Source organism: Halonotius sp. F2-221B, assembly GCF_046719765.1.
Lineage (GTDB): Archaea > Halobacteriota > Halobacteria > Halobacteriales > Haloferacaceae > Halonotius.
On sequence record NZ_JABEBY010000005.1, the window covers coordinates 1 to 23,935 of the forward strand.

Annotated in this window: 24 protein-coding genes and 1 tRNA gene; 11 read left to right on the top strand and 14 right to left on the bottom strand. The window is 63.4% G+C overall.

The features are described from left to right. Positions 1 to 183: 183 nt before the first annotated feature. Positions 184 to 1,770, bottom strand: coding sequence for a phosphoglycerate dehydrogenase (gene serA / locus HKK80_RS04390; protein WP_411798407.1), 1,587 nt, complete (start codon positions 1,768 to 1,770; stop codon positions 184 to 186). 89 nt (positions 1,771 to 1,859) lie between these two features. Beyond that, positions 1,860 to 2,177 (bottom strand): GIY-YIG nuclease family protein, encoded by a 318-nt coding sequence (locus HKK80_RS04395; protein ID WP_411798408.1) that lies wholly within the window; start codon positions 2,175 to 2,177, stop codon positions 1,860 to 1,862. 179 nt (positions 2,178 to 2,356) lie between these two features. Between HKK80_RS04395 and HKK80_RS04400 the strand changes: the two genes are divergently transcribed. Next, positions 2,357 to 2,524, top strand: a complete 168-nt coding sequence (locus tag HKK80_RS04400) for a DUF1931 family protein (RefSeq protein WP_021041298.1) — start codon at positions 2,357 to 2,359, stop codon at positions 2,522 to 2,524. Between the two features lie 60 nt (positions 2,525 to 2,584). Here HKK80_RS04400 and rpiA read toward each other — a convergent pair whose 3' ends face one another. Together rpiA and HKK80_RS04410 are read right to left on the bottom strand one after the other, a co-directional pair. After that, the gene (rpiA, locus tag HKK80_RS04405) at positions 2,585 to 3,277 is read right to left on the bottom strand and encodes a ribose-5-phosphate isomerase RpiA (protein ID WP_411798409.1); all 693 of its coding nucleotides are present in this window, start codon (positions 3,275 to 3,277) and stop codon (positions 2,585 to 2,587) included. A gap of 91 nt (positions 3,278 to 3,368) precedes the next feature. Next, positions 3,369 to 4,493, bottom strand: a complete 1,125-nt coding sequence (locus tag HKK80_RS04410) for an ORC1-type DNA replication protein (RefSeq protein ID WP_411798410.1) — start codon at positions 4,491 to 4,493, stop codon at positions 3,369 to 3,371. Between the two features lie 145 nt (positions 4,494 to 4,638). Here HKK80_RS04410 and HKK80_RS04415 point away from each other — a divergent pair, with 145 nt between their 5' ends. The 5 genes from HKK80_RS04415 (at position 4,639) to HKK80_RS04435 (ending at position 10,332) form a co-directional block, all read left to right on the top strand. After that, positions 4,639 to 5,610, top strand: coding sequence for a formyltetrahydrofolate deformylase (locus HKK80_RS04415; RefSeq protein WP_411798411.1), 972 nt, complete (start codon positions 4,639 to 4,641; stop codon positions 5,608 to 5,610). A 42-nt stretch (positions 5,611 to 5,652) separates the two neighbouring features. Continuing rightward, positions 5,653 to 6,084, top strand: a complete 432-nt coding sequence (locus HKK80_RS04420; RefSeq protein ID WP_411798412.1) for a hypothetical protein — start codon at positions 5,653 to 5,655, stop codon at positions 6,082 to 6,084. 242 nt (positions 6,085 to 6,326) lie between these two features. Further along, a complete protein-coding gene (locus tag HKK80_RS04425) occupies positions 6,327 to 7,898 on the top strand; it encodes a sodium:solute symporter family protein (protein ID WP_411798413.1) in 1,572 nt (523 codons plus the stop codon). Positions 7,899 to 8,022: 124 nt separating this feature from the next. Further along, positions 8,023 to 9,072, top strand: a complete 1,050-nt coding sequence (locus HKK80_RS04430) for an AbrB/MazE/SpoVT family DNA-binding domain-containing protein (RefSeq protein WP_411798414.1) — start codon at positions 8,023 to 8,025, stop codon at positions 9,070 to 9,072. Between the two features lie 153 nt (positions 9,073 to 9,225). Continuing rightward, positions 9,226 to 10,332, top strand: coding sequence for an agmatinase family protein (locus HKK80_RS04435; RefSeq protein ID WP_411798415.1), 1,107 nt, complete (start codon positions 9,226 to 9,228; stop codon positions 10,330 to 10,332). 18 nt (positions 10,333 to 10,350) lie between these two features. Here the strand turns inward: HKK80_RS04435 and HKK80_RS04440 are convergent, their stop codons facing one another. Further along, positions 10,351 to 11,376 carry a phosphoribosylaminoimidazolesuccinocarboxamide synthase gene (locus HKK80_RS04440; protein WP_411798416.1) on the bottom strand — a complete coding sequence of 342 codons (1,026 nt, stop codon included), beginning with the start codon at positions 11,374 to 11,376 and terminating at the stop codon, positions 10,351 to 10,353. Positions 11,377 to 11,508: 132 nt separating this feature from the next. Here HKK80_RS04440 and cofH point away from each other — a divergent pair, with 132 nt between their 5' ends. Beyond that, entirely contained in the window at positions 11,509 to 12,906 is a 1,398-nt protein-coding gene (cofH, locus tag HKK80_RS04445; protein WP_411798417.1) for a 7,8-didemethyl-8-hydroxy-5-deazariboflavin synthase subunit CofH, read from the top strand. Between the two features lie 44 nt (positions 12,907 to 12,950). Here cofH and cofG read toward each other — a convergent pair whose 3' ends face one another. From cofG to HKK80_RS04465, 4 genes are all read right to left on the bottom strand, one after another. Next, the gene (gene cofG / locus HKK80_RS04450; protein ID WP_411798418.1) at positions 12,951 to 14,123 is read right to left on the bottom strand and encodes a 7,8-didemethyl-8-hydroxy-5-deazariboflavin synthase subunit CofG; all 1,173 of its coding nucleotides are present in this window, start codon (positions 14,121 to 14,123) and stop codon (positions 12,951 to 12,953) included. 64 nt (positions 14,124 to 14,187) lie between these two features. After that, a complete protein-coding gene (gene cofC, locus HKK80_RS04455) occupies positions 14,188 to 14,844 on the bottom strand; it encodes a 2-phospho-L-lactate guanylyltransferase (protein ID WP_411798419.1) in 657 nt (218 codons plus the stop codon). Positions 14,845 to 14,883: 39 nt separating this feature from the next. After that, on the bottom strand, positions 14,884 to 16,062 hold the full coding sequence (locus tag HKK80_RS04460) for a tubulin/FtsZ family protein (protein WP_411798420.1): 1,179 nt from the start codon (positions 16,060 to 16,062) through the stop codon (positions 14,884 to 14,886). 294 nt (positions 16,063 to 16,356) lie between these two features. Then, entirely contained in the window at positions 16,357 to 17,256 is a 900-nt protein-coding gene (locus HKK80_RS04465; protein WP_411798421.1) for a complex I NDUFA9 subunit family protein, read from the bottom strand. A gap of 124 nt (positions 17,257 to 17,380) precedes the next feature. Between HKK80_RS04465 and tmk the strand changes: the two genes are divergently transcribed. After that, positions 17,381 to 17,962: a dTMP kinase gene (tmk, locus tag HKK80_RS04470; protein ID WP_411798422.1), complete on the top strand. Its 582-nt coding sequence runs from the start codon at positions 17,381 to 17,383 to the stop codon at positions 17,960 to 17,962. 29 nt (positions 17,963 to 17,991) lie between these two features. Here the strand turns inward: tmk and HKK80_RS04475 are convergent, their stop codons facing one another. Continuing rightward, a complete protein-coding gene (locus tag HKK80_RS04475) occupies positions 17,992 to 18,309 on the bottom strand; it encodes a hypothetical protein (protein ID WP_411798423.1) in 318 nt (105 codons plus the stop codon). 179 nt (positions 18,310 to 18,488) lie between these two features. Here HKK80_RS04475 and HKK80_RS04480 point away from each other — a divergent pair, with 179 nt between their 5' ends. Together HKK80_RS04480 and HKK80_RS04485 are read left to right on the top strand one after the other, a co-directional pair. Further along, on the top strand, positions 18,489 to 19,178 hold the full coding sequence (locus HKK80_RS04480; protein WP_411798424.1) for a potassium channel family protein: 690 nt from the start codon (positions 18,489 to 18,491) through the stop codon (positions 19,176 to 19,178). A gap of 2 nt (positions 19,179 to 19,180) precedes the next feature. Then, complete coding sequence (locus HKK80_RS04485) at positions 19,181 to 19,411, top strand: Lrp/AsnC family transcriptional regulator (RefSeq protein WP_411798425.1); 231 nt, start codon at positions 19,181 to 19,183, stop codon at positions 19,409 to 19,411. 21 nt (positions 19,412 to 19,432) lie between these two features. On the opposite strand, the gene HKK80_RS04490 is transcribed toward HKK80_RS04485, so the two are convergent. The 3 genes from HKK80_RS04490 to HKK80_RS04500 form a co-directional block, all read right to left on the bottom strand. Next, a complete protein-coding gene (locus HKK80_RS04490) occupies positions 19,433 to 19,927 on the bottom strand; it encodes a DUF5813 family protein (RefSeq protein ID WP_411798426.1) in 495 nt (164 codons plus the stop codon). Between the two features lie 641 nt (positions 19,928 to 20,568). After that, a tRNA-Leu gene (locus tag HKK80_RS04495) sits at positions 20,569 to 20,653 on the bottom strand. 44 nt (positions 20,654 to 20,697) lie between these two features. Then, the gene (locus HKK80_RS04500) at positions 20,698 to 21,036 is read right to left on the bottom strand and encodes a ferredoxin (protein ID WP_411798427.1); all 339 of its coding nucleotides are present in this window, start codon (positions 21,034 to 21,036) and stop codon (positions 20,698 to 20,700) included. A gap of 89 nt (positions 21,037 to 21,125) precedes the next feature. On the opposite strand from HKK80_RS04500, the gene HKK80_RS04505 reads away from it, so the two are divergent. Next, positions 21,126 to 22,202: an anthranilate phosphoribosyltransferase gene (locus tag HKK80_RS04505; RefSeq protein ID WP_411798428.1), complete on the top strand. Its 1,077-nt coding sequence runs from the start codon at positions 21,126 to 21,128 to the stop codon at positions 22,200 to 22,202. A 19-nt stretch (positions 22,203 to 22,221) separates the two neighbouring features. On the opposite strand, the gene HKK80_RS04510 is transcribed toward HKK80_RS04505, so the two are convergent. After that, positions 22,222 to 23,844 (bottom strand): ABC transporter permease, encoded by a 1,623-nt coding sequence (locus HKK80_RS04510; protein WP_411798429.1) that lies wholly within the window; start codon positions 23,842 to 23,844, stop codon positions 22,222 to 22,224. Positions 23,845 to 23,935 lie beyond the last annotated feature (91 nt).

Here is a 23,935-nt window from a genome sequence, read left to right on the forward strand (position 1 = left end):
CGCTCTCTCTGCTGACCATCTTGAGACCAGTTACGAGCTCCGTTCACAAAAGAAGTACTCATCGCTACAGATGAGCGTACAATTATACAGGCGTATCGAGGACTATTGAGCAAGGATATTCTCCACCGATAGGCAATCAACCGATTTGTGACGAATTACCCAACAGAGTCGAACAAGCTGTTATTACTCGTCGTCCAGCGTGATCGCCGTGATATCGGTAATGCGGTCGTCGGCAAGCAGTTGATCGACAACGTCATCCGGAACATCGACATCCAGATTGTAGACGGTCAGCGCCTCGCCGCCGATCGTCTCGCGGGCGTTGAACATGCCGGCGATGTTGATATCGTTGTCGCCGAGGATGCTGCCGATAAAGCCGATCACGCCCGGGGCATCCTTGTTGCGTGCGACGACCATGTGGCCCGACGGGATCGCGTCGACGCGGTAGCCGTCGATGCGGACGATCCGGGGGTCATCGCCGGCGAACAGTGTCCCCGAGACCGTGATCTCCTCGTCGCCGTCGGCAACGCGAACGCTGACGAGACTCTGGAAGTCATCGGTCTGTCGGGTTTTCGACTCGGTCACGTCGATACCGCGATCCTCCGCGAGCTGTGGGGCGTTGACGGAGTTGACCTGCCACTCAAGCGGCGTGAAGACGCCTTTGAGCGCGCTGGCGGTAACAAGGTCGATGTCTTCCTCGGCGATGTCACCCTCGTAGGTGACCTCAACGGATTCGATACGCTCACCGAGCAGATTGGCGGCGATCTTGCCCGCCGTCTCCGCAAGGCCGAGATACGGCTTGATCCGGGGGAACGCGGTCTCGTCGACCGACGGCGCGTTCAAGGCGTTGAGCACCGGTTCGTCGTTGAACGCCGCGACGACCTGCTCGGCGGTGTCGACGGCGACGTTCTCCTGGGCGGCCTCCGTCGACGCGCCGAGGTGTGGCGTGACGACAATCTCGTCAACATCGAGCAGCGGCGAGTCCTCGCTGACGGGCTCCTCGGCGAACACGTCGAGCGCTGCGCCGGCCATCGGGCCGTTTTCGACAGCCTCGGCGAGAGCGTCCTCGTCGACGATCCCGCCGCGGGCGCAGTTGATGAGGAAGCCATCGTCGAGCAACTCCAGCTCGTCGCTCCCGATCATGTTTTCTGTCTCCGGCAGTAGCGGCGTGTGAATCGTCACGAAGTCGGCGAGTTTGAGACACTCATCGAGGTCGTCGATGAGCTCCGCGCCGAACTGGGCGGCCCGCTCCTCGGAGATGTAAGGGTCGAAGACGACAAGATCCATCCCGAGGCTGTCGAGGCGTTTGGCGACCTCCTGGCCGACGCGGCCAAGCCCGACGATCCCCAGCGTCTTGTTGTTGACCTCGTAGCCCAGATAATCTGATTTTGCCCACTCGCCGTCTTTCAGGCGGGTGTGAGCCTGCGGGATCCAGCGAGCGGCGGCGAACGCCATCGCAACCGTGTGTTCGGCCGCCGCACGGACGTTGCCCTGCGGGGCGTTGGCGACGATGACGCCGTGGTCGGTGGCGGCCTCGATGTCGATGTTGTCGACGCCGATGCCGGCACGCCCGACGATCACGAGGTCGTCGGCCGCCTCGAAGATCGCCTCGCTCACGTCGGTGCCCGAGCGGACGATCAGGGCGTTGGCGTCGGCGACCGCGTCAAGCAGGTCGTCGCCGTCGATTTTATACTCGGTCTGCACCTCATGGCCAGCCTCACGCAGCCGATCGAGGCCCGCGTCGTCGATCGGATCCGTGACGAGTACCTTCATACCGAATCGATCCCGGGCAGCGGGGTAAAGCGTTTCCACTTCGGCGCGCAGCCCGCGAGAGGAGTTGCCACACCGTCGAAGCCGATCGATTACTCATCGTCGCTATCGATCCCGTCACCCGGCCACGGTAACTCGTCGGCGTCGGCGATGAGCTGTTCCTTTTCGCTTCGGCGGAGCTGTTTGATCTCGTACTCGCGGGCCATCGCGGCGGATCGGGAGTCAAACGCGGCGAGAAAGACGGGCTCGACCGGTGTTCGGCCACGAGTGTATTTTGCCCCCTCGCCGGCGTTGTGTTCGGCCAGCCGGCGGTCGGGGTCGGTGGTGTAGCCGGTGTAGTAGCTGTCGTCGGCACACCGGAGGATGTAGACGTAGTGGTCGGCAGTGTCGGCGGTGTCGGCGGTGGGCATAAGACGGTTCGGTCGCTGCGGTAGCTGTCAGGCGGCCCTTGTAATATATAAAGCCACCGTCTCCGGAGATCGATGAGTCGACAATTCGGTGCACACAGCACTCAGACCGACCGGATCCGCGGAGATGCGCGTCGGGACATGGTAATCCTTATTATGGAGGCTTGGGTACGACGCACTGCATGGCAGATCTTATCGTCAAAGCAGCGGTCAAAGAGGCCCTGAGCGACAAGAACGTAGCTTCGGATTTCTACGACGCACTCGACGCGGAAGTCGAGGAGCTGCTCGAAGACGCAGCCCGACGCGCCGAGGATAACGACCGGAAGACGGTGCAGCCGCGCGACCTCTAAGTCGGCGTCTGTTGTTCCTGCTTTTTTCAGCACCGAGGAGTGACATCGCTCTCTGCGAGCTCAGTACGTCGTCGTCGAGACGCCGTCAGCACGCCCGACCGAGACCGCTGTCGCACAGTCGACGAACAATCCGTGTTCGACGACGCCCGGCACCGCCGAGAGGTGTGTCGCCAATGAGGCGGGATCGGAAATCGTTCCGAAGTCGACATCGCAGACAAGATTCCCGTTGTCGGTGACGACCGGGCCATCCTTGTTGGCCGCATCACGGAGCGTCGGCTCCCCGTCAAGTGAGCGGGCGGCATCGGCGACGACAGTGTGGGCATCCGGCAGCACTTCGAGCGGCACCGGATGGTCGAGGGCGTCGGTCAGTTTCGTCTCGTCGACGACGATGTGAACGGTGTCGGCCGCGCTGGCGACGAGTTTCTCCCGGCTGTGGGCCGCACCGCCGCCTTTGAGACAGCTGCCGGTATCGTCGACGAACTGATCGGCTCCGTCGATAGCGATATCGATCTCATCGACCGCATCAAGGCTGCAGAGGGGAATGCCGCAGTCGATGGCGCGTTGACGCGCCCCAAAGGAGGTTGGCACGCCGACGATATCGAGGCCGCCATCGACAGCATCACCCAGTGCCTCGATCGCGTAGGCGGCGGTACTCCCGGTGCCGAGACCGACAACCATCCCCGCCTCAACGGTGTCGGCTGCGGCCTCGCCGGCACGTCGTTTCGCGGCGTCGCTGCCGCCAGTCGATTTCATGCCTGAGGGTGTCTCACGGAGAGACATACAGCTATCGGAGGCAGTCGACCTCGCGTGGGGCCGCGACCAGATCAGCGATCCCGGCGAAACCTTACTCAAGGCGGTCGACGATGGCCGATTGTTCGTAGTCAAGGCTGAGCTCCCGGGAGCGACCCCGCCCGTCGACATCGGCGTACGTGGCGGTGATCAGCCCAAGCTGGTCGAGTTTGTTGACCAGCTCGGAGTAGCGGGTGTACCCCAGCCCGGTCTCCTCGCTGAAGACCTCATAGACCTCACCGGCCTGTTTGCCGTCGTGGTCAAGCAACACCTCGATCAGGGCGCGTTCGGACTCCGAGAGCCCGTCCAGACACCGCGAGAGGTGGACGTGTTTCGACTTCTCGTAGGCGGCATCGATATCCTCCTCGGTGATGGTACGGGAGGCCCGCATCTCGGCGTGGAGGCCGGCCCGACGCAGCAGGTCGATGCCGACCCGAAGGTCGCCGCTGTCGGCGGTGTACTCCGTGACCGTATCGAGCTCCGGGCTCCCGATGACGCCCTCATGGAAGCCACGCTTGACCCGTTCCCGGAGGATCGAGGCGATCTCATCGGTGGAGTAGCGCGGAAAGTAGATCTCCTCGGGCCGGAAGACGCTCTGTACCCGGCCGTCGAGGTCGTCGATAACATCAAGCGAGAGATCCGAGGAGACGACGATGACACCGATCTTTGCCCCCGAATGCACCTCGTGGGCGCGCAGCAGCGAGTACAGCGTGTCGCCGGCCTCGTTTTCGTAAAACAGGTAGTTGATGTCGTCTAAGGCGACGACGAGAACCGTCTCCTCTTCGACCAGACGGTCGGTCAGTTGGCCGAAGAGCTTCTTGAAGGAGATGCCGGAGGCCGGCGGCTCGTACTCGAAGACGCCCTCAAAGAGGCGTGAAAAGACGGCGTATCGCGTCGAATCGACCTGGCAGTTGACCCGGACGACCTCGATGTCGCTTTTCCCGCCGAGTTCGCCAAACAGTTTCTGGACGGCGGTCGTTTTCCCGGTGCCGGGCGGCCCACGGATCATCGTGTTGAGCGGCCGCGACCCTCTGACCGCGGGGCGGAGAGCGTACTTCAGGCTCTCCAGTTGGCTTTCGCGGTGGTGGAAGGTCTCGGGGAGGTAGTCGATCTCGAAGACGTGTTCGTTGCGGAACACGGATTCGTCCCACGACAACATCCCCTCCGAATCGTCAGCCATCTGGCTACCACCACCGCGGCTGTCCACTTAATCATTCCCCGGCAGCCCCCTCGAAGCAGGCCTGTGGCCGGATGAACACGCTTTTGGCCGGCGGTGGCGTTCGCCCGGGCATGACTCACGACGACGACGAGACGGAGGTGTGGCGATGACGACCGAACTCACCGAGATCACCGTGATCGGGGGCGATAAGACCGGCCTGATCGCCCGGGTCACCACTCTCCTGTTCGAGCGCGGCATCAACATCGAGGACCTCGATCAGGCGGTTCGGGATGGCCTCTTCCGGATGTCGATGCGGGTCGACACCGGCGAGATGACCTGCGAGCGCGACGACCTCCGCGATGCCCTCTCGGAGCTGGGCCGCGAACTCGGCGTCGAGATCCAGGTGCGGTTCCCCAGCGACCGGGAGACCCGGCGGATCGCCGTCTGTGTCACCAAGGAATCCCACTGTCTGGAGGCACTGATGGAAGCTGCCTCCGCCGACGGCGACCTCGATGTGGAGATCTCGGCGGTCATCAGCAACCGCGGAACCCTCCGGGATGTGGTCGAACCAACCGATATCCCGTTCTACGATATCGGCGACGGCAAGGGCTCACCCGACGAGGATCGGATGCTCGATATCTTAGCCGAACACGACGTGGATCTGATCGTCCTCGCGCGATACATGCGGATTCTCGGCCCGAAGATCGTCTTCCGGTATGAGGATCGGATCATCAACATCCACCCGAGTCTGTTACCCTCCTTCCCCGGGGCGGCTGCCTACCGGCAGGCCAAGGAAGAGGGCGTCCGCATCGCCGGCGTCACCGCCCACTATGTGACGACCGACCTCGATCAGGGGCCGATCATCACCCAGCGCGCCTTCGACGTGCCGGACGACGCGCTCATCGATGAGATCAAAGCCCGCGGCCAGCCACTTGAGGCCGAGGCGCTGCTGGAAGCGGTTGAACTCCATCTCGACGACGCGGTCGCCGTCCACCGCGGCCGGACGAGTCTGCGTGATGGGGCCGATCCCGACAACTACCAACTCGGATTGTCGCCGACAGCACAGGACGCCAACCCGGCCAAGCCGGTCGACGACGATCTCGATCTCAGCGAGACGCCAGGTATCGCTGACGACTGACCGAGGCGAAAGGACTGTGCCGCAGCGGCGAGAAACGGTGGTGTGGTTCCCTGGCCGATCCGAACCGTTGTCATCCCGCCGCCGATCCGTACGTCCATCGAGAGCCACGTCGCAACCCACCATCCCAACGAGGCCGGCGGCTTTCTCGGCTGTCGGCGGCGCGGGCGTCACCTCCGGGCGACCCGCCATATTCCGATCCCAAACGAGTCGTCGATCCCGAAACGCCGGTTTGAGACGACCGTCGACGAGCGGGTGCCACCGCCGCCACGCGTGTTTTATCACTCTCACACCAGCTCGGAGTCGATCTCGGGGCTCACGCGGATCGACAAACGCTCGATCCCGGAACCGTTCGCCCTCGTCATCTTCGCACCACATGGGGCGGCGTTGAGCTACCGCGGATTCAAACACGGCCTGCTTGAGTGGCGGGAACTTCGGGTCGAAGCTGACACGGGCAGACGGCTGGCGCGGCTCTAACCCCTCATCACCGACCGGGAGCCGCTGGTGGGTGTACAAACTGTTTATATATGCTGGTACGGATGGGCGTAGTTTATGTCTACACCCGCGGTGCACAAGTAAATATACAAATACAGGCCAGAGCTTTTTATTGATGAACGAATCTCCATCTTTGTCGATAATATGCACGCGAAAGAACGCCGCTTGCGCGGAAGAATAGACAAACACGTATCACGTGCTGCCGAAGTTGGGGTGAGCATTCGATGAGTGTCATCCTCTATGGGATCATCGGCATCATCGTCACGATGCTGGGGATCGGCTTCTATGTCGCCCGGAAGGTGAAAGGCGACAGCGTCAACTACATCGTCGCCGGCCGGGGGCTGATCCTCCCGTTGGCGGCGGCGACGCTGATGGCCCAATCGCTGGACTCGAATGCAACATTAGGAAACACAGATCTCGTCGCCTCCTTCGGGTTCTGGGCCGGGGCGGCACTCCCAGTCGGACTGGCAACCTGTCTGTTCCTGACAGGGCTGTTTTTCGCCAAGCCGATGAACCGGATGAACCTCACGACGCTGCCGGACTTCTATCGCCGAAAGTACGGCCGGACGGCCGAGATCCTCGCCAGCGTCATCATGTCGGTTGCCTACGCGTTCCTCTTGGCGGGAAACCTCGTCGCCGGCGGCTTCCTCTTTGAGATCTTTGTCGGCACGAGCTTCCAGATGGGCGTCTTCATCATCGCCGCCCTCGTGTTGGCGTACACGGTTGCCGGCGGCCTGTTTTCGGTTGCCTACACCGACTTCCTGCAGGCCGGGGTTGCCCTTGTTGGCTCGATCGCGCTCATCATCTTCGTGACGAGCCAGTACGGGATCACCATCCCCTCGGGGATGGGCCCGACAAACCTTGGCCAACTAACTGATCCGAGTCAGGGTGCCTACATCAACCTCGCCACCATCGTCGCCCTCGGGCTCGGCGACATCGTCGCCATCGACTTCATGGAGCGGGTGTTCGCGGCTGACAGCCCCGAAACCGCCCGGAAGGCCTGCTTTATCGGTGCTGCCGGCACCCTGATCATCGGGATCCCGTTTTCGATCGTCGCGCTGTCGGCGAACCCAATTCTCGCGTCGCTCGGCGTCGAAAGCGGCGGGCAAGCCGTCCTCTACACCCTGTTGCAAAACGCGGTGCCGCCGTGGCTCGGCGCGCTTGTTATCGCCGGGATCCTCGCAGCATCCTTCTCGACAAGCGATGGGGCGATCCTCGGCACCTCGGCGGTCATCGCTCGCAACATCGGCAACATCCGCGTTGACGAAAGCGAAGCGGTCGCCACCGATGGCGGCACGAGCGACGACAACGGGAGCGACGGCGGGCTGCTTGGCACCGACAGCGACAAGCTGCTGACGGTCACCCGACTGATGTCGGTTCCGATCACGCTGCTTGGCATCTTTTTCGCTATTCGGGTCTCGGCGACTGGGATGTTGCTCGTGTTGGCGTTTGACATCATGCTGGCAGGCGCGTTCGTCCCGCTGGTGATGGGACTCTACTGGCCGGATATGGCGACCACGCCGGCCGCGCTGGCCTCGATGGTCGGCGGCTCGCTGACGCGGCTCGGACTGTTCGTCCTGGTTCCAACCACCTACGCCTACGAGAACACGCTCCTGTACATCGAAAACGACATCTTCACCGCTTCCTTCGACGGGCTACCGACATTTATCGCCGCTGGGGTCAGCCTCGTTGTCTTCGTCGCTGTCGCCTACGCCACGAAGGACAGCTACGGCGTCCGCACCCTCGACCGTGATGGTCGCCGCACCATCGTCGCCGGCGGCGAGGACGAGGAGTAACGGCACCCATTTTCCTGTCTTCGGTTATAATTGTTTGAACGAACACCCTGACGTTTATACAACACAAGTACGATTGCTTTTTCAGCCACATGGTTTCGCATGCACAACTTCTGAGGTGCCGTAGATGAAAGGTGATGATCGCCAGATCCGCCGGAAAGCCCAGCAGTTGGGTTCTTCAACATTGGCGGTGACGGTGCCGGCCGAGTGGGCCCACCGCCATGATCTCATGAAAGGTGATGAGCTGATCGTCCAGCGCGACGAAAACGGCAACTCGCTGCTTGTGACGCCAGCCCAACCCGCGCTGACCGAGACCGAAACGACGATCTCCGCCGATACGATGAGTGCCGACGCGCTCTCGCGGGCGGTTGTCACCCAGTATGTGCTCGGTCGCGGGTTCATCCGGATCGAAGCCGACGAGGCCCTCACCGCCGCACAGTACGACGCCGTCCTCGATGCCGAACGCCGGCTGATGGGGTTGGGGATCGTCGAGGAGTCGGCAACTCACATCACGATCCGGTGTTCGGTCGATCCCGACGACTTCGATCTGCCGACGCTGTTCGGGCGGCTGGGTCGCACCGAGGCAACGATCCGCTCAAGCGCGGTCGACGCGCTGTTGGCGGCCGACCCCGAGGCGGCCCGCCGGGCACAGGATCGGAGCCCGCAGCTCGAAAAGCTGTTTTCGCTGTTCCTGCGGCTCGTGTTTACGACCTACCGGAACCCCCAGCTCAACCAGGCCGTCGGCGTCGGGTCGGGGTTCCCGCTGATCGGCTACCGGTCGGCGGCCCAGGATATCGCCCTGATGGCCGGGATCGCCGACGAGATCGCCACGATCGCCGCCGAGGAGATAACCGAGCCGCTTGACAACGAGGTCGCCGAGGGGATCACATCGGTACATGAGGCTCTCGATGCGGCCGCTGAGACCGTCAGGGACGCCGTTATCGACCCGGAGTACAGCCAGGTAACAACAGCCCGCGAGAAACTCACACGGTTTGATACCGCCTCGACAGCCGCCATCGACCACCTGGAAGCCGCCCGACCGGAGCCGCTACTCGCGCTCCACCGGTGTCATCTGCTCTTCGAGCGGAGCGCGCGCCACACCGGGGACACCCTCGATGTGGCAACACATCTCGCCTTCCGGGAGAGCCCGGATGTCGTCACCCAGAACGGTCATTAAGGAATATAAGGTGCATCAAACTGTTCGAGTTTGCACCTAAACACCCCGATAGCTTGAACTTCATCCAAGAAACGCTTTAGTATGATCTGAATCTCCATCCGGGTGGGCAACAACGAGTCACCGCAGGCTCGGGATTGCACGAGATAACAACCTATGACAGACGACCGATCAGGCGAAGACATCTACGGCGATCAGTACAAGGAATCAAACGAACCCATCTTCAGCGGCATCCCAACCTTCCTCAAACTCCCCGAGGTTGACCGCGACGAGTTGGCTGAGGAGGACGTCGACATCGGCATCATCGGCGCGCCGCTGGATACGGCGACAACGATCCGTCCCGGCACCCGCTACGGGCCGCGTGCAGTGCGCGCAGCCTCGACAGTGCCCTCGCCGCCATACGAGCACTTCAACATCGAAACCGGCGTCGACCCCTTCGACACCTTCAGCGTCGCCGACACCGGCGATGCGGCGGTCTCACCCGGCGACACCCGCCAGAGCCAGCTCAACATCGAGGACGCCGTCTACGAGATCAGCGAGCAGGCAACGCCGATCGTCATCGGCGGCGACCACTCGATCTCCTACCCCGACATCAAGGGATGGGCCGAGGCCAACGATTACGACGACATCGGCCTCATCCACTTCGACTGCCACGCCGACACCGGCGACGACGGGCTGACCGGCTTCGAGTACGACCACGGCGCGTGGGTCAAGCGGGTCTTCGATGAGGGGATCATGGACGGCGAGAACTACACCCTGATCGGCCCGCGTGGCTTCTGGCCCGGTCCGGACACCTACGAGGAGATGCGCGAAGCGGATATGAAATGGTACACCTCGATGGAGGTCGGCAACATGGATCTCGACGAGATCGTCGCCGACGCCGTCCAGCGGGCGACCGACGGCACCGACGCGGTGTGGGTCTCCTTCGATGTTGACGTGATGGAACCCGCCTACGCGCCCGGCACCGGCGAGCCAGAGCCTGGTGGACTGATCCCCCGGGAGGCGATCTACATGGTGCGTGAGGTCGTCAAGGCCCTCGATCCCGAGGACTTCGGCTTCGATATCGTCGAGGTCTCGCCGGCCTACGACACCAGCGACACCAACTCCTACAACGGCGGCGTCACCAGCGGGCTCGCCAACCGCCTCATCATCGAGGTGATGGGCAGTATGGCTCTCGCCGAGCAGGGGCTCGAAGAGGGCTCCCCGATCAAGCCGAAAGAACCGCTCGGCCCGACCGAGTCGCCGCAGGCAGCCGACGACTGATCGGCAACAGCCGCCATCCTACAGCCTTTTTATCGCCGCAACTGCGTCGTCCAGCGGTGGCGCGTCAAACCATGCGGTGCCGGTGTAGGCGTTGGCACCCGCGGTGTACATATCGGCAACCGCCGTCAGCACCGAATCCGGCAGCGAGATCGGATCGATCGCACAGAGCGGCCGCCAGTCCGCGCCGTCGGCGTCGGCGACGTTTTCCTTCGCCGCGGCGACAGCCTCGACCCACTCGGGCTGTTCGCGTTTGTAGTACTGCCGGATCACCTCCTTCGAAAGTTGGTGACCGTCCACCGAAAACCGGTTTTCGTCGAAGGTGCCGACCACGTCGGCGACGCGAACCTCGCCATCGGCGTAGAGGCACTCGATCTTGCCGTCCTCGTGGGTGAAGCCGGCGTCGGCCGCCTGCTCGTTCAACAGCTCGTTGACCGACAGCGCGATCGATTCGAGGGAATCGATGTCGGCGATGCCGGCTATTTCGTCGGCTTCGTCGCGGCTGAGATACCGATCCTGTTCCTCGTACTTGGTCGAAAACTCAACAACAGGCTCGGGCAGTGCGACCTTCTCGTCGGGCCACTCGTCGCTATCGAGGCCGTACTCGCGGGGCTCACCGCGCTTCCGGAGGCTGGAGCCGACCGGGACGGTGTTGCGGAAGACGATCTCCAGTGGGATCAGGAAATGGTCGCCAACGGCGTCGTGGTAGGCGTCGTAGTCGTATCCCGTCCGGCTGTCGTACGGGAGGTCGGGCACCTGTGTAAGCTGGATCGCCATCTCGGTCGGCGGGGTCTCACAGTCAGCCAACTCGACGACCGCGCCGTCGCTGTCGACGACACCCTCGTAGTGGGTCGACACACCGGCGTCGGCGAGGCGGTCGAAGTTGAACGCACCCATCGTACAGAGACTAGCTCCCTTCTCTGGAATCGCATCGGGCATCTGTCCCCAATCAAAAACGGAGTAGGCGTCGGTGAACACGAACCGGCCCGCGCCGAGGTCGCTGTCGGTGGGCTCGCGGTCGACCCGAAACTCCTTGACGCTGGTCATGCTCCAACCGGCGGCGGCCACGCCTATCAAGCTTTCAGTTCGCCGTCTCGTCGCGCCGATCGTAAGGTTCCGGTGCCGGTGGCGACCGCCGCGACCGACCGCTTTTTAGTCGGCACGACCCACCGTCCGGTAATGAGCCGCCGGTCGGCCGCCGACCTCAACGCCGCCGATATCAGCTTCGAGCACACCGCCGAGAGCGATCAGTCATTTGAGAACGCTCTCGCCAAGGCACGGGACGGCGACCGACTGACCGTCGACGACGCCGTCGAACTGCTGACCACCGGCACTGACCGCGACGGGATCAACCACGAGCGCAAGGAGGCCGTCCTCGAACTCGCCGACCGCCGACGGGCCGAGGAGGTCGGCGACGACGTAACCTTCGTCGCCAACCTCAACAACAACGTCACCACCGCCTGCAACGTGGGCTGTCTGTTCTGCAATTTCAAGGATACAGCCCACCAGTTCGAGGCCGACCACGAGGCCGACCATGCCGGCTTCACGAAAACGCCCGCCGACTCCCGCCGGATCGTCGACGACGCCCTCGATCTGGGGATCTCGGAGGTCTGTTCGGTCTCGGGGCTCCACCCCGCCTTCGCCCTCAACGACGAGCACCACGAGATCCTCGCGGGCTACGACGAACCGGCCCGCGCGGTGAACTACAAGCCACCAGCCGTCTACGCAACCGATCCCGGCACCTACACTGAACAGATCGACGCCATGTCGGTCGATGGGGTGCACGTCCACTCGATGACCCCCGAGGAGGCCTACCACGCCCGCCGCGGCACCGACTGGAGCTACGAAGAGGTCTACCGCCGATTACGCACCGCTGGCCTCAACTCCGCACCCGGCACAGCCGCCGAGATCCTCGTCGAGGAGGTTCGTGATGTGATCTGTCCGGGAAAGATCAGCAGCGACGAGTGGATCGAGGCGATGGAGGGTGCGATGGCCGCCGGACTCGATACAACGGCGACGATCATGTACGGCCACGTCGACAACGCCATGCATCGGGCGATGCACCTCAAACGCGTCCGCGACCTCCAGGATCGCACCGGCGGGATTCGGGAGTTCGTGCCCCTCTCATTCGTCCACCAGAACACACCACTGTACGAACATGGCGTCGTCGACGGCGGCGCGAGCGACGCCGAAGACGAGTTGATGATCGCGGTCTCGCGGCTCTTTTTCGACAACATCGACAACATCCAAAGCTCATGGGTCAAATACGGCGATTCGAAGGGGCTCAAACTCCTGAACTGCGGTGCGAACGACTTTATGGGGACGATCCTCTCCGAGGAGATCACCAAACGGGCCGGCGGGAGCTACGGCGAGTTCCGGGGTGTCGGCGACTACGTCGAGATGATCGCGGCGATCGGCCGCCGCCCCGTCGAGCGCTCGACCGACTACCGAACGAAACGGCCGATCAGCGTCACAGACGAAGACGACGCCAAGTATGGCCCAACGCTCGGACCGCGGGCCGACGGGACACCGATGCTCCAGCCAGCCGACGAGGATCGCATCGCCGCCGACGACTGAAACCGGACTGATGGCACGCAGCAGTTCCGTCGAATCCAGGGGACTCAGGGCTGTGTCACCGGGTGTCGGTGCCGGCCGGCGACAGCACGATACCGACGACCAGCAGCGGTGTCGGTGGTTACTGCCGACTGAATCCGCGACGACAGCCACGCGTCATTGTCGGCGGCGGTATCGACAGGATCGGCTGCGGGCGCAACATCATCACGGCGAACCGCCGCCGGGAGATACCGATCGTACACCGGGAGCCGCTCGTACAGCGGCAGGCCCGCGTCGTCAGCGATCGCGTTGAGTTCGTTGAGGGCGGGCCAGGCGTAGTCCGGATTGATGTAGTCATCTGTCACCGGCGAAACCCCGCCGAGGTCGTCGACGCCGCAGTCGATCAGCTCGCCGGTCGGCGAGAGGTTTGGGGGAACTTGCACCGAGACCTCCTCTGGCAGGGCGGCCCGTGCCATCGCCACCGCCCGGCGCATCGTTGCGACAGAGGGCTGGTCGAAGTCCGATCGCTCGTTGGGTACGACATTCTGGATGATGACCTCCTGAATGTGGCCGTATCGCTCGTGGAGCTCACGGATCGCCAGCAGGCTCTCGGCGCGATCCCGCCAGGTCTCGCCGATGCCGACGAGCAGGCCCGTCGTGAACGGCACGCCAGCACGACCCGCGGCGCGGATCGTGTTGAGTCGCTGGCCGGGGGTCTTCCGGCGGCTGCCGCTGTGGGCGTCGACATCGGCTGTTGTTTCCAGCATGACGCCCATCGACGCGTTGACATCGCGGAGGGTGTGGAACTCCGATTCGGTGATGTCGCCGGGGTTGGAGTGTGGGAGCAGACCCTCGTCAAGCGCGATCTCACAGGCCGCAGAGAGGTAGTCAATAATCGAATCGTACCCCCACTCATCGAGCTGGCGGTGGATCTCAGTGTAGCGGTCATCGGGCTTGTCGCCAAAGGTGAACAGCGCCTCGGTACAGCCGGCGTCGACGCCGGTTTCGACGACATCGCGGATCGCCTCCGGCGACATGAGCGTCGCCTCGCCTGGCACGTCATAGTAGGTGCAGTAGCTACAGGTGTACCGACAGGCGGTCGTCAGCGGGACGAAGACATTGCGCGAGAAGGTGAGCTCGGCCGGTGGCTCGACATCGTTCGGCTCGACAGCTAGCAGGTCGTCGACGGCCGACTCGTCGACCGCGATCTCGATGTCGTAGTCGTCGGCCGCCGGGAACATACCGAGGGTCGGGGCGGGGGCCGCAAAAACCGCTCGGCTGCGGTCAGCCCCGCCGCCGCCCCGCTCACGACCGCCGAACCCCAACCCGCCCATCACCCGTATCGAGTTCGACGCCGGCGTCGATGAGCCACTCACGGGCTGGGCCGTCGCCGTGAATCAGCACCTCGGCGAGGTCGCCCGGCTCGTCGATATCGGTTGCGAGCTGGCGGGAGTCGACGACGCTAACGGTCGCATCGAGATCGGCGGCGGCCGCACGGTGATCGAGATACGACGCGCCGTGGTAGTCGACCCGAAACGCCGGCTCCCGAACGACAAGCGCGTTCGTCCCGCCGCCGAGCCCGGGTGCGATGGCGATATCGGCGTCGTTGCCAGCGTCGTCGCTGGCGGCGATGAGTCGGCGGATGCTCTCTGGCGTTGCCAGCGGGAGGTCGGCCATCACGATCAGCGTCGGCGTCTCGGCGGCCAGCTGGTCGTTGACCGCGGCTGTCAGCGGGCGGTCGTCGACAACAACCGAGGTGTCCGGTGGCAGCGCGGGTTCGTCAAGCGTGGCCTCGTCGAGTGGGGCCGTCGCAAGCACCGTCGTCTCGTGGCCGGCCTCGCGGAGTGTCGCACACACGGAGCGCAGCAGCACCCGCGCGAAGGCGGCACGTTCGTCGGCGGTAAGGACGCTATCGAGCCGTGTTTTCGGATCGACAGCGGCGAATGGGACAAGGCTACGCATGGCTGAGGGGAGCGTCGAAAACGGAACCGCGAGGACGGCTCAGAACAGCGATTCGAGCTCGTCGCTGTCGTCGTTGACAAGCTCTTCGAGGTTGTCGTCGCTTTCCTGTTGGATGTTGTCGATGTTGTCTTGGGCCTCGATGGCGACCTGCTGGAGTTCCTTGATCCGGGGGACGTTTGTGACGCCCGACAGCAGGACAACACTGGAGACCCGGCCGGTGGCCTTCGTCGGGTAGTCGCCGCCGCGAACCTCCATGCTGCCGGTCTGCTCTTCGAGCCATTTCCGGCCGCGCTCGATTCCTTTCCGGTTGAGATAGTTCGGTGGGCCCGCAAGCACGACCAGTGCGCGTTCGGCCCCGTCGATCTCACAGGGCAGCGTCAGTCGCCCGAGTGCGGCCTTCCGCACGAGGCTGGTGATCCGGTTTGTCGTGTTGGCGGTGTCGAGGTCGTCGGTGCTGTCGTCACCGGTGAAACGCGACAGCAACCCTCCGGACGAGGAGACCTCAACCTCCTCTTCGGCAAAGCCGATCGTCGAAACGCCGCCACCGGACAGGGTGTTGATGATCTCCGAGGAGTCGACGACGCTTTCGGCGACCTCGTCGCCCTCGCCGACCTCACCAGCACCAAACAGGACGCCGAACCGGCGGACGATTTCGCTGTTGATCTCCGCGTAGCCGCCCTGGACGGATTCACCGGTTTTCCGCCAGGCGTCGTTGTCGAAGACCAGCAGGTTGTCGACCTCCCGGACGAACGTCTGGAAGGATCGGGCCGCGTTGAGCGTGTAGATCCCACCCTCGTCGCTACCCGGCAACACACCGAGGCCGTAGACCGGTTCGGTGTAGATCCGCTTGAGGTGTTTGGCGATGACCGGCGCGCCGCCGGAGCCGGTGCCGCCGCCGAGCCCGGCGACGATGAGGAAGGCGTCAACCTCGTGTACCGGGATGCTGTCGATCGCCGACTGGATCTCGTCGATGTCCTCCTCGGCGATCTCCGCGCCGAGCTCGTTGTCCGCGCCGACACCGTGGCCTTTGACCCGTGACTGACCGATCAGGATGCGCTGATCCTCGGGGATCCGCTCTAACCCCATCAGGTCGGCCTTCGCGGAGTTGACCGCGACGGCCGCGCGGACGATGTTGGAGCCGGTCTCCTCGTCGTACTGGAGGAACCTGTCAACGATCTTCCCACCGGCCTGTCCGAAGCCGATCATCGCGAGTTTCATGTGGTACGCTCCCTCTCCATTATCGCAAGTAGAGCACGAAAAAACGGATAAAGCTTGTGGCTACGTCGCTTCGGCCGGAAGTTCCCGATTCGTGTGATTCTGTGTCGTGAGACAGCCACACACAGCCACTATAGCCGGATAGACCGTCCAAAACGGCTGTTTCATCGGTATTCGGTTCCGAGTAAGGATTTCAGCGATGGTGTCGGTCAACGCACAGTTTCGCTCGTTTTCCCCGGTATATATACCTGGGCTGACATGGACTGCGATCGTTGTGCGTTCGGGCGACGAGCGGCGCTACACACCAAGATAGTCGGCGAGCGTCGTGAGATCAGCCTCATCGACGCCGAAGGCACCGATATCGTTGTCGGCGGTCGTGTTGTCGAACTGCAGCGAGCGGTACTGATCGGCACCCATCGGGAACCCGGGAACCTTCCCGCCGAGCGTGAGACCGACCCCCGCAAGCGCCATCGGCACCGAGACGATCGAGATCGATTTGCCCTCAGCCTCGTAGACCATATTGGTGATCTCCCGGAGTGTCAGTTTATCGGGGCCGCCGAGTTCGTAGGTTTCGCCGACGTGAGCGTCGTCGGTGAGCGTCTCGGCCAGCATCCCGACGAGGTCGTCGACATAGATCGGCTGGAACCGGGTTTTGCCGCCGCCGGGCAGCGGGTAGACCGGCACGCCAGGTGCGAACATGCCTTTGAGCTTTTTTGTGAAGGAGACGAACTCGCCGCCCTCACCGAAGACGACCGAGGGGCGGATGAGAACCCCATCGAGCTCCGAGTCGGTGACGTGGGCCTCAGCCTGCCCCTTCGCGCGGATGTAGGCGGTTGCCCCGTTGGGGTCAGCGCCAAGCGCGCTCAGTTGGACGAAGCGGTCGACACCGCCGGCCTCGGCGGCCCGCACGAGGTTTTCCGTGCCGTGGCGATGCACCTCGTCGTGCATCCTGTCGCCACCTTTCGGTTTGAACAGCGGCGAGAGCGCGACAAGGTTGACGACGGCGTCGTGGCCGTCGACGGCCGACTCGATGGAGTCGTAGGCGGTGACATCGCCGCTGACGGTCTCGACACCGTCCGGTACGGCGTCGCTGTCGGGGTTGCGCGCCAGTACGGTTATCTCGTGGCCAGCATCGAGCAGTTCGGGGACAAGGTGGCCCCCAATAAACCCGTTTCCGCCGGCGACTAAGACATGCATACCACATCTTATCACCGAACCGACCTAAAAGTAGCGTGTGCTCGTGGTGGGGCGGTCAGTGAGTGAACGCCACGATTGCACCGCGGAGCGAACGGTTGATACGTCGGCGCGCGGAGTGGCCTGTATGCTCGTGACCTTGGAGGGTCTCGACGGCAGCGGGAAGACGACCGTCTGGGAGTCCCTACAGGAGACGTACCCCGACGCCGTCTTCACCCGTGAGCCGACCGAGTCGTGGTACGGCGACGCTGTCTACCGGTCGATCACCGCCGACGACGCCGATCCGCTGGCGGAGCTGTTTCTGTACACCGCCGACCACGCCGACCATCTCTCCCGTGTCGTCCGACCGGCCCTCGCCGACGGCGATCTTGTCATCTCGGATCGCTACAGCGATTCCCGGTACGCCTATCAGGGGGCAACACTGGCCGGCGGTGAGATCGACGACCCCCTCGACTACGTCCGGTCGATCCACGAGCCGTTTACCCGCTGTCCCGACCACACCATCTACCTTGATATCGATCCCGAAACCGCCGCCGAGCGGAGCGGTGGGACGAACAAATTTGAGCGAGCGGAATATCTGCGGCAGGTGCGGGACAACTACGAGCGGCTGCTTGAGGCCGACCCCGAGCGGTTTGTGCGGATCGACGCCAGTCAGTCACCTGAGGCGGTTGTCGCGGCGGTGCGCGAGCAGCTTGAGGCGTTCCTGTAGCGCGCTATAACAGTCCAGCAGACCCATTGTCACTGTCGCTGAGGAAGCTCAACATCCTCCGGCTGGGCGACATAGAGCAGATCGATCGTCATCCCAAGGGCGACAGGCAAGCCGATGAGGATGGCAAAGACGACCAACCGCGAGCCGAGGGTCGGCCCCAGCCCGAGCGCGCCGGTGACCACCAGCGTCGACAGAAAAAACAGGATCGGCAACAGCCCAAGGGAGTAGCCGATCCAGCCGGCCTGCGTGTCCAATCGAAGCCGAAAAAACCGCGTCATGACCGCTGCGAGGATCGTGTGGGCGACCACAAGCCCGAAAAAGACGCCGTAGTTGATGACTGCGAGCATACGCCGACTACGTGGTGCGGACTCTTTGCGGTGTCGACTACCGGTGAGCGGCGTTGCCGCAACCAACGGTGACAGGGGTCGTTGCCGCGACCGGCGAGGCGGCGCGCCGGGCGCGGTCAGTCGGGATGGTGTCGCAGGCAGGGATACAGTTATGCGGGCCGAGTGTGTTAGATCGCCACATGAAATTTGTTATCATTGGAGCCGGGCGTGTCGGTCTCCGAACTGGCCGCGTCCTCCGGGAGGAAGGCCACGACGTGACGGTAATCGAGGCTGATCCAACGATCGCCGAGCGCGGCCGCGAGGCCGGCTTCGAGGTGATCGAGGGCGACGGCTCCAGAGAGTCAGTCCTCGAATCGGCCGGCGTCGACGACGCCGACGCGGTCGGCGCGCTGACCGGCGACCTCAACGTCAACTTTGCGGCCTGTCTGATCGGCAAACACCACGGCTGCCGGACGGTGATGCGGATCGACGAGGACTACCGTGAGAGTATCTACCAACAGTACGCCGACGAGGTCGACGAGGTTGTCTACCCCGAGCGACTCGGCGCGATCGGCGCGAAAAACGCCCTCCTTGGGGGGTCGCTGACCGCGATCGCGGATGTTGCCCAAAATCTCCAGATCCTCCGGATCACGATCACCGAGGAGTCGCCGATCCGCGGCTACACGCTCAGCGAGGTCGCCCTCCCCTCGGAATCCCGGATTCTTGCCTTCGGGAAAGGCGACGAGCCGATGGGGATCCCGCTGCCCGACAACTCCATCGAGGCGGGCGACTCACTCGCCGTGTTGGCGGACTTCTCTGAGCTGGCGGCGGTACGCCAACTCCTCGTCGGCGAAAAGCCGGCGGGTGCGGTCGCGGCGGGAGGTGCCTAACGATGGTGACCGCCTACGTGCTGATCAAGGCAAACACGAGCGAGGTCGACCGCGTCAAATCCACCATCGAGAGCTTCGACGGCATCGAACGCGCCGATGTCGTCGCCGGCGACGTGGATTTCATCGCCACGCTGTCGGTCGACTCGCCGGCAGCGGTGAAGGATATCGTCGCCACCGGAATCGGCTCGATCGATGGGATCGAAGACACCCAGACCTACATCGCGATGACCTGACAGGCCTGCAGTATCGGCTGTTCAGCTGCCACCGGCTGCCCGCGCCTGGTCGAGCAGTCCCGCGACCGGATCAGTGTAGGTGTAGCCCGGGATGATCCCCTGGACGTAGGTGCCTTCGACAAAATCGATGAGCGCGGCCGCGTCGTCGACGCCGCGTTCGACGTTTCGATCGGTGAGCGTCGCGGTGACGACGGCCTCACTTTCGTCGTGGCTAACCTGTGGCGTGAGCTCGCGCTCGATGCGGAAGATCGCCCCGAGGTCGGTGACGCGTCGCTCGAAGGTCTCATACCAGCCGTCTTCGACGATCGGCGCGAGGTCGTCGTCGGTTACCGTACCAAGCATCGGGACGGTCACCGTCACGGTGAACGCCACGCGGTCATCATCGGTTGGCGCGGCGTCAACGACGCCGTCGAAGGCGGTGGTCGTCGAGACAAACGTCGTCTCGGCGTCCGCCCCCGGTTCAAACGCGCGGTGGGAGTCGATGGCGCGGACAAGACCAGCAGGGGTGGATGACATAGCATATCGAAGGAGCCACGAGAAAAAAAGCCCTCTCTTTGGCCGGGATCGACGGTGGGGCTCGGCGAACCCGGAATCATTAAGTATTGCCCATGATTACTCATCGATGACGCTTCGCTTTGGAGGGCCGAAGCGTCAGCGGGGACCAATCTGAGGCACGTCGCCTACGCGGGACTTTTCTTGCCGCGTGGGCGGTATTGCCTTTTCATAACACGATCACCGGAGAGCGGCGGGACACCCCACTGGTACCGCCTCATTTTAAATAGCTGGAAACTAATTAGTCGATAACGCCTGGTGCAGTTGCGGTTCAGGCGGGGTCAACCATGTTCAGCACGCACGCACACCGTCGGAAACGGATAGGGACGTTCGTAGTATACATCACGATGGCGTTTGTCGCAGCCATCGTTGCCGGATACCTCTCCCAGCAACTGTTCCAGTTGATGGGACTCTGAATCGATCGGGTCACACACGGCTCATTTTTATCGCGTCGAAACCGACAGGTAGCCATAGCTGTCGTCTGGGTATGAACTGCGAGGGACTGGATTCGAACCACGGTCGTTTCGCTCCTGGTAGTCGCTCCACTCCCTGCTTCGAATCCGTCCAGAGCGATACGCGATCCTCACTGTCGTTCGGATACGCGATGCGAGGGAAGGGATTCGAACCCTCGGACCCCTACGGGAGCGGGTCTTAAGCCCGCCGCTTTTGGCCTAGCTCAGCCACCCTCGCGCGTCTATCCGTTCTCCGATCGCACAAAAGTCGGTTTCGATTAGTTACCAGTCGACGCTCAGCGTCCCATCGCCGTGGGGATCGGGCGCGATCTCGATGTCCTGCTTGCGGTCAATGATATGGATAACACCGCGATCCTTCTTGGCCGGACATTTCTCGGCGGCAGCGATGTTTTCGTCAAGTTCCGACTCATCGAGAAAGTATGCCCGCGGTTGAGCGACACCGGTGTCGAGATCCAGCTCCCAGTTGCGGGAGGCCTCGGCGCATTTGCCCGCCCCAAAGCATTTGTTGGCCTCAAAGATGATCTTGTAGGGCTTTTTATCGATCGGTGGGGCATCCTCAACGGTGCCCACATCGCTTGGGCTGGGACGATCGTCACTCATGGGCCGTCATTACAACTGCGGGATCATTCGTGTGTTGGTTTGCTGGGCCACAGCGGGATATTTTTGCCTTCGACGGCTGAACCATGTCCATGTCCCAACAGATGACGACATTCGGCAAGTGGCCCCTGAAACGGCTGATGACGGAGGTCTGTGGCTCCGGCCACAAGTCGGCTGACGATCTCACCCGCGAGCAGGCCCTCGACGCCTTCGAGCGGATCATCGCCGGCGAACCCGATCCGACGACGCTGGGGGCGTTCTGGCTGGCCAACCGCTGGAAACGCAACACCCCGACCGAGTTGGCAGCCTACACCGACCTGATGTGTGAACACGTCGATACCGCCGCCCCGGACTGTGACCCCGTCGACTGCGGTGCCAACTACGACGGCAAGGGCCGGTCGGCGATTCTCGGTGTTGGCGCAGGCGTCGTCGCCGCCGCCGCGGGCACCCCGGTTGTCGTCCACTCCGGGGATCGTGTCCCGACCCAGAAGCAGGACGCCTACAAACACGTTCTCGACGAACTCGGCGTCCCAACAGAGTTGAGTCCCCAAACATCAGCCAAGATGGTCGATGCGACCGGATTTGGATTCTATTACCAGCCCGCGTTCAACCCCGCCATCGACGAACTGTTCGATCGCCGCGATCAGATGGGCGTCCGCACCTTTGTCAACACCATCGAAACGCTGGCTAACCCCGCCGACGCCGACGTGCATCTGGGGTCATTTTACCACCTCGCGTTTGCGAAAAAGGTCGTCGAGACATTCATCGAAAGCAAACACCACGACCTCGATCGCGTCCTCATGTTTCAGGGGATGGAAGGCTACGACGATATCCGTCCTGGGCTGACGAAGGTCGCCGAGTGGGATGCCGACAGCGATGATGAGAGCAGCTTCGACGACTTCGAGATCGAAACCGCCGACTACGGGATGAACTTCGAGAGTGAGGATCTTCGCGTCGACGACATCGCCGCCGACTCCGCGGAAATCACCGAATCGGTGGTGGCCGGCGAGCGCGACGATCAGTTCGCCGACGCCATCGCGCTCAACGCAGCCCTCCGGAGCTACGCGCGTGAGGATGTCGACTCTCTCGATGCGGGGCTTACCGCCGCCCGCGACGCCATCGCTGACGGGAGTGCAGCCGCCGTCCTCGACGACCTTCGGGCCTTCTGACCGGTGACAGCGACCGAGATCAACTGTCCTGGCGCAACAACACGAGCATCGAGAGTCCGGAGACAACCAGCAGCAACAGCGACGGCACCACGGCGTACTGATAGAAGGCGTTGGCTTGGGCGCGCCAGATCAGCGTCACCAGCGTTTCAAACCCTGTCGGGCGAAGAATCAGTGTCGCCGGCAGCTCCTTCATCGTCGTCAGAAAGACCAACGCGGCACCGGCGACGATGCCGGGGGTGACCAGCGGCAGCGTCACCGTTCGAAAGGCCGCCAACGGCGTCTCTCCGAGCGTCCGGGCAGCCTCAACGAGCTTAGGATCGACCTGTAGCGTCGAGGTGCGGATCGAGCCGACGGCCTGCGGCATGAACCGGACGACGTAGGCGAAGATCAACAGCGGGACAGTCTGGTAGATCGACGGGATAAGCGGGAGATCCAGCCCGTCGAACCCGGTGGCGAAGAAGACCAGTGCCAACCCGAGCACGATCCCGGGGACAGCAAAGCCGACGTAGGTCGCTCGCTCGAAGAGCCGCGCGGCGATCGAGTCATCTCTGGCCGCGAGGTAGGCGATCGGAACCGAGACGACAACGGCGACGAACGCGGCAGCGGCGGCGACGCCGACGGAGTTCGTCACCGTCGACAGCTGGAGGGCCAACTCGTCGCGCGCCGTAAAGTCGGCGGTCACGAGCCACAACCCGAGGATCCACAGCGGGACGAGCAACGCCAACCCCGCCACCGACGCCGGCAGCAGCGTCGCCGGCCACCGCCAGACGCCCAACTCGATCGGCTGTGTCTCATCGGCCGTGCCGACGCCCTCGCCGTGGCCATCAGTCTCTTCCCGCAGTCGGGACTCGACGGCAAGAACGACGAGGACGATCCCTAGCAGTTGCAGCGAGAGCAGCGAGGCGTAATCCTGGCTGAACGTCTGGAACTCGACGAATATCTGCCGCGTAAAGACGGACAGCCGCATGATCGCCGGTGTTCCGAAATCAGACACCGCATACAACGCCGACAGCAGCGCGCCCGCGGCGATCGCCGGCCGGACATGGGGTAGCGTCACCCGGCGAAACGCCTGCCACCGGCCGTGATTCAGCGTCCGCGCGGCCTCCAGCAGCGTCGTATCGAACGACAGCAATCCGGCGCGGGCGGTCAGATAGACGTAGGGGTAGGTATACAGCGTAATCACCAGAATCGAGCCCGGCAGCCCATAGATCTCGGGCAGTCGCTCGATGCCGAGCGGTTGGAGGATCTCCTGAAACTCCCCGCGCGGGCCGAACGCCGAGACGAACGTGAACGCGCCAATGTAGCTCGGTACGACGAGCGGGAGGGCGACGACGATCGACCAAAACCGGCGGAACGGGAGGTCGGTCTGGACGGTCAGCCACGCAAGCGGGACGCCGATCAGGATCGAGAAGGTGGTGACGCCGACGACCAACAGCAGCGTGTTTCGAAGGATGCCGATCGTCGCCGGCCGGGCGATCAGCTCCCACGCCCGCCCGGGCTCGACGCGGACGGCCTCGATCACGAGCCACGTCAGCGGCACCAGCAGCGTCGCCGCGATCGCGCCGGCCAACAGCGTCAGGCCGACCGACCGGTCAGCACTGCCGTCGGCGATAGCGCGGAGTTGGTCGAAGCGTGAAGCCATTGTGCAGGATGTACTCGGAGCCTGTTGCTCCGTCGGGACAACCGTATCGGTTCCCGTCGCCCGGCGGTCGGATTCCAACGGATATAAGGTT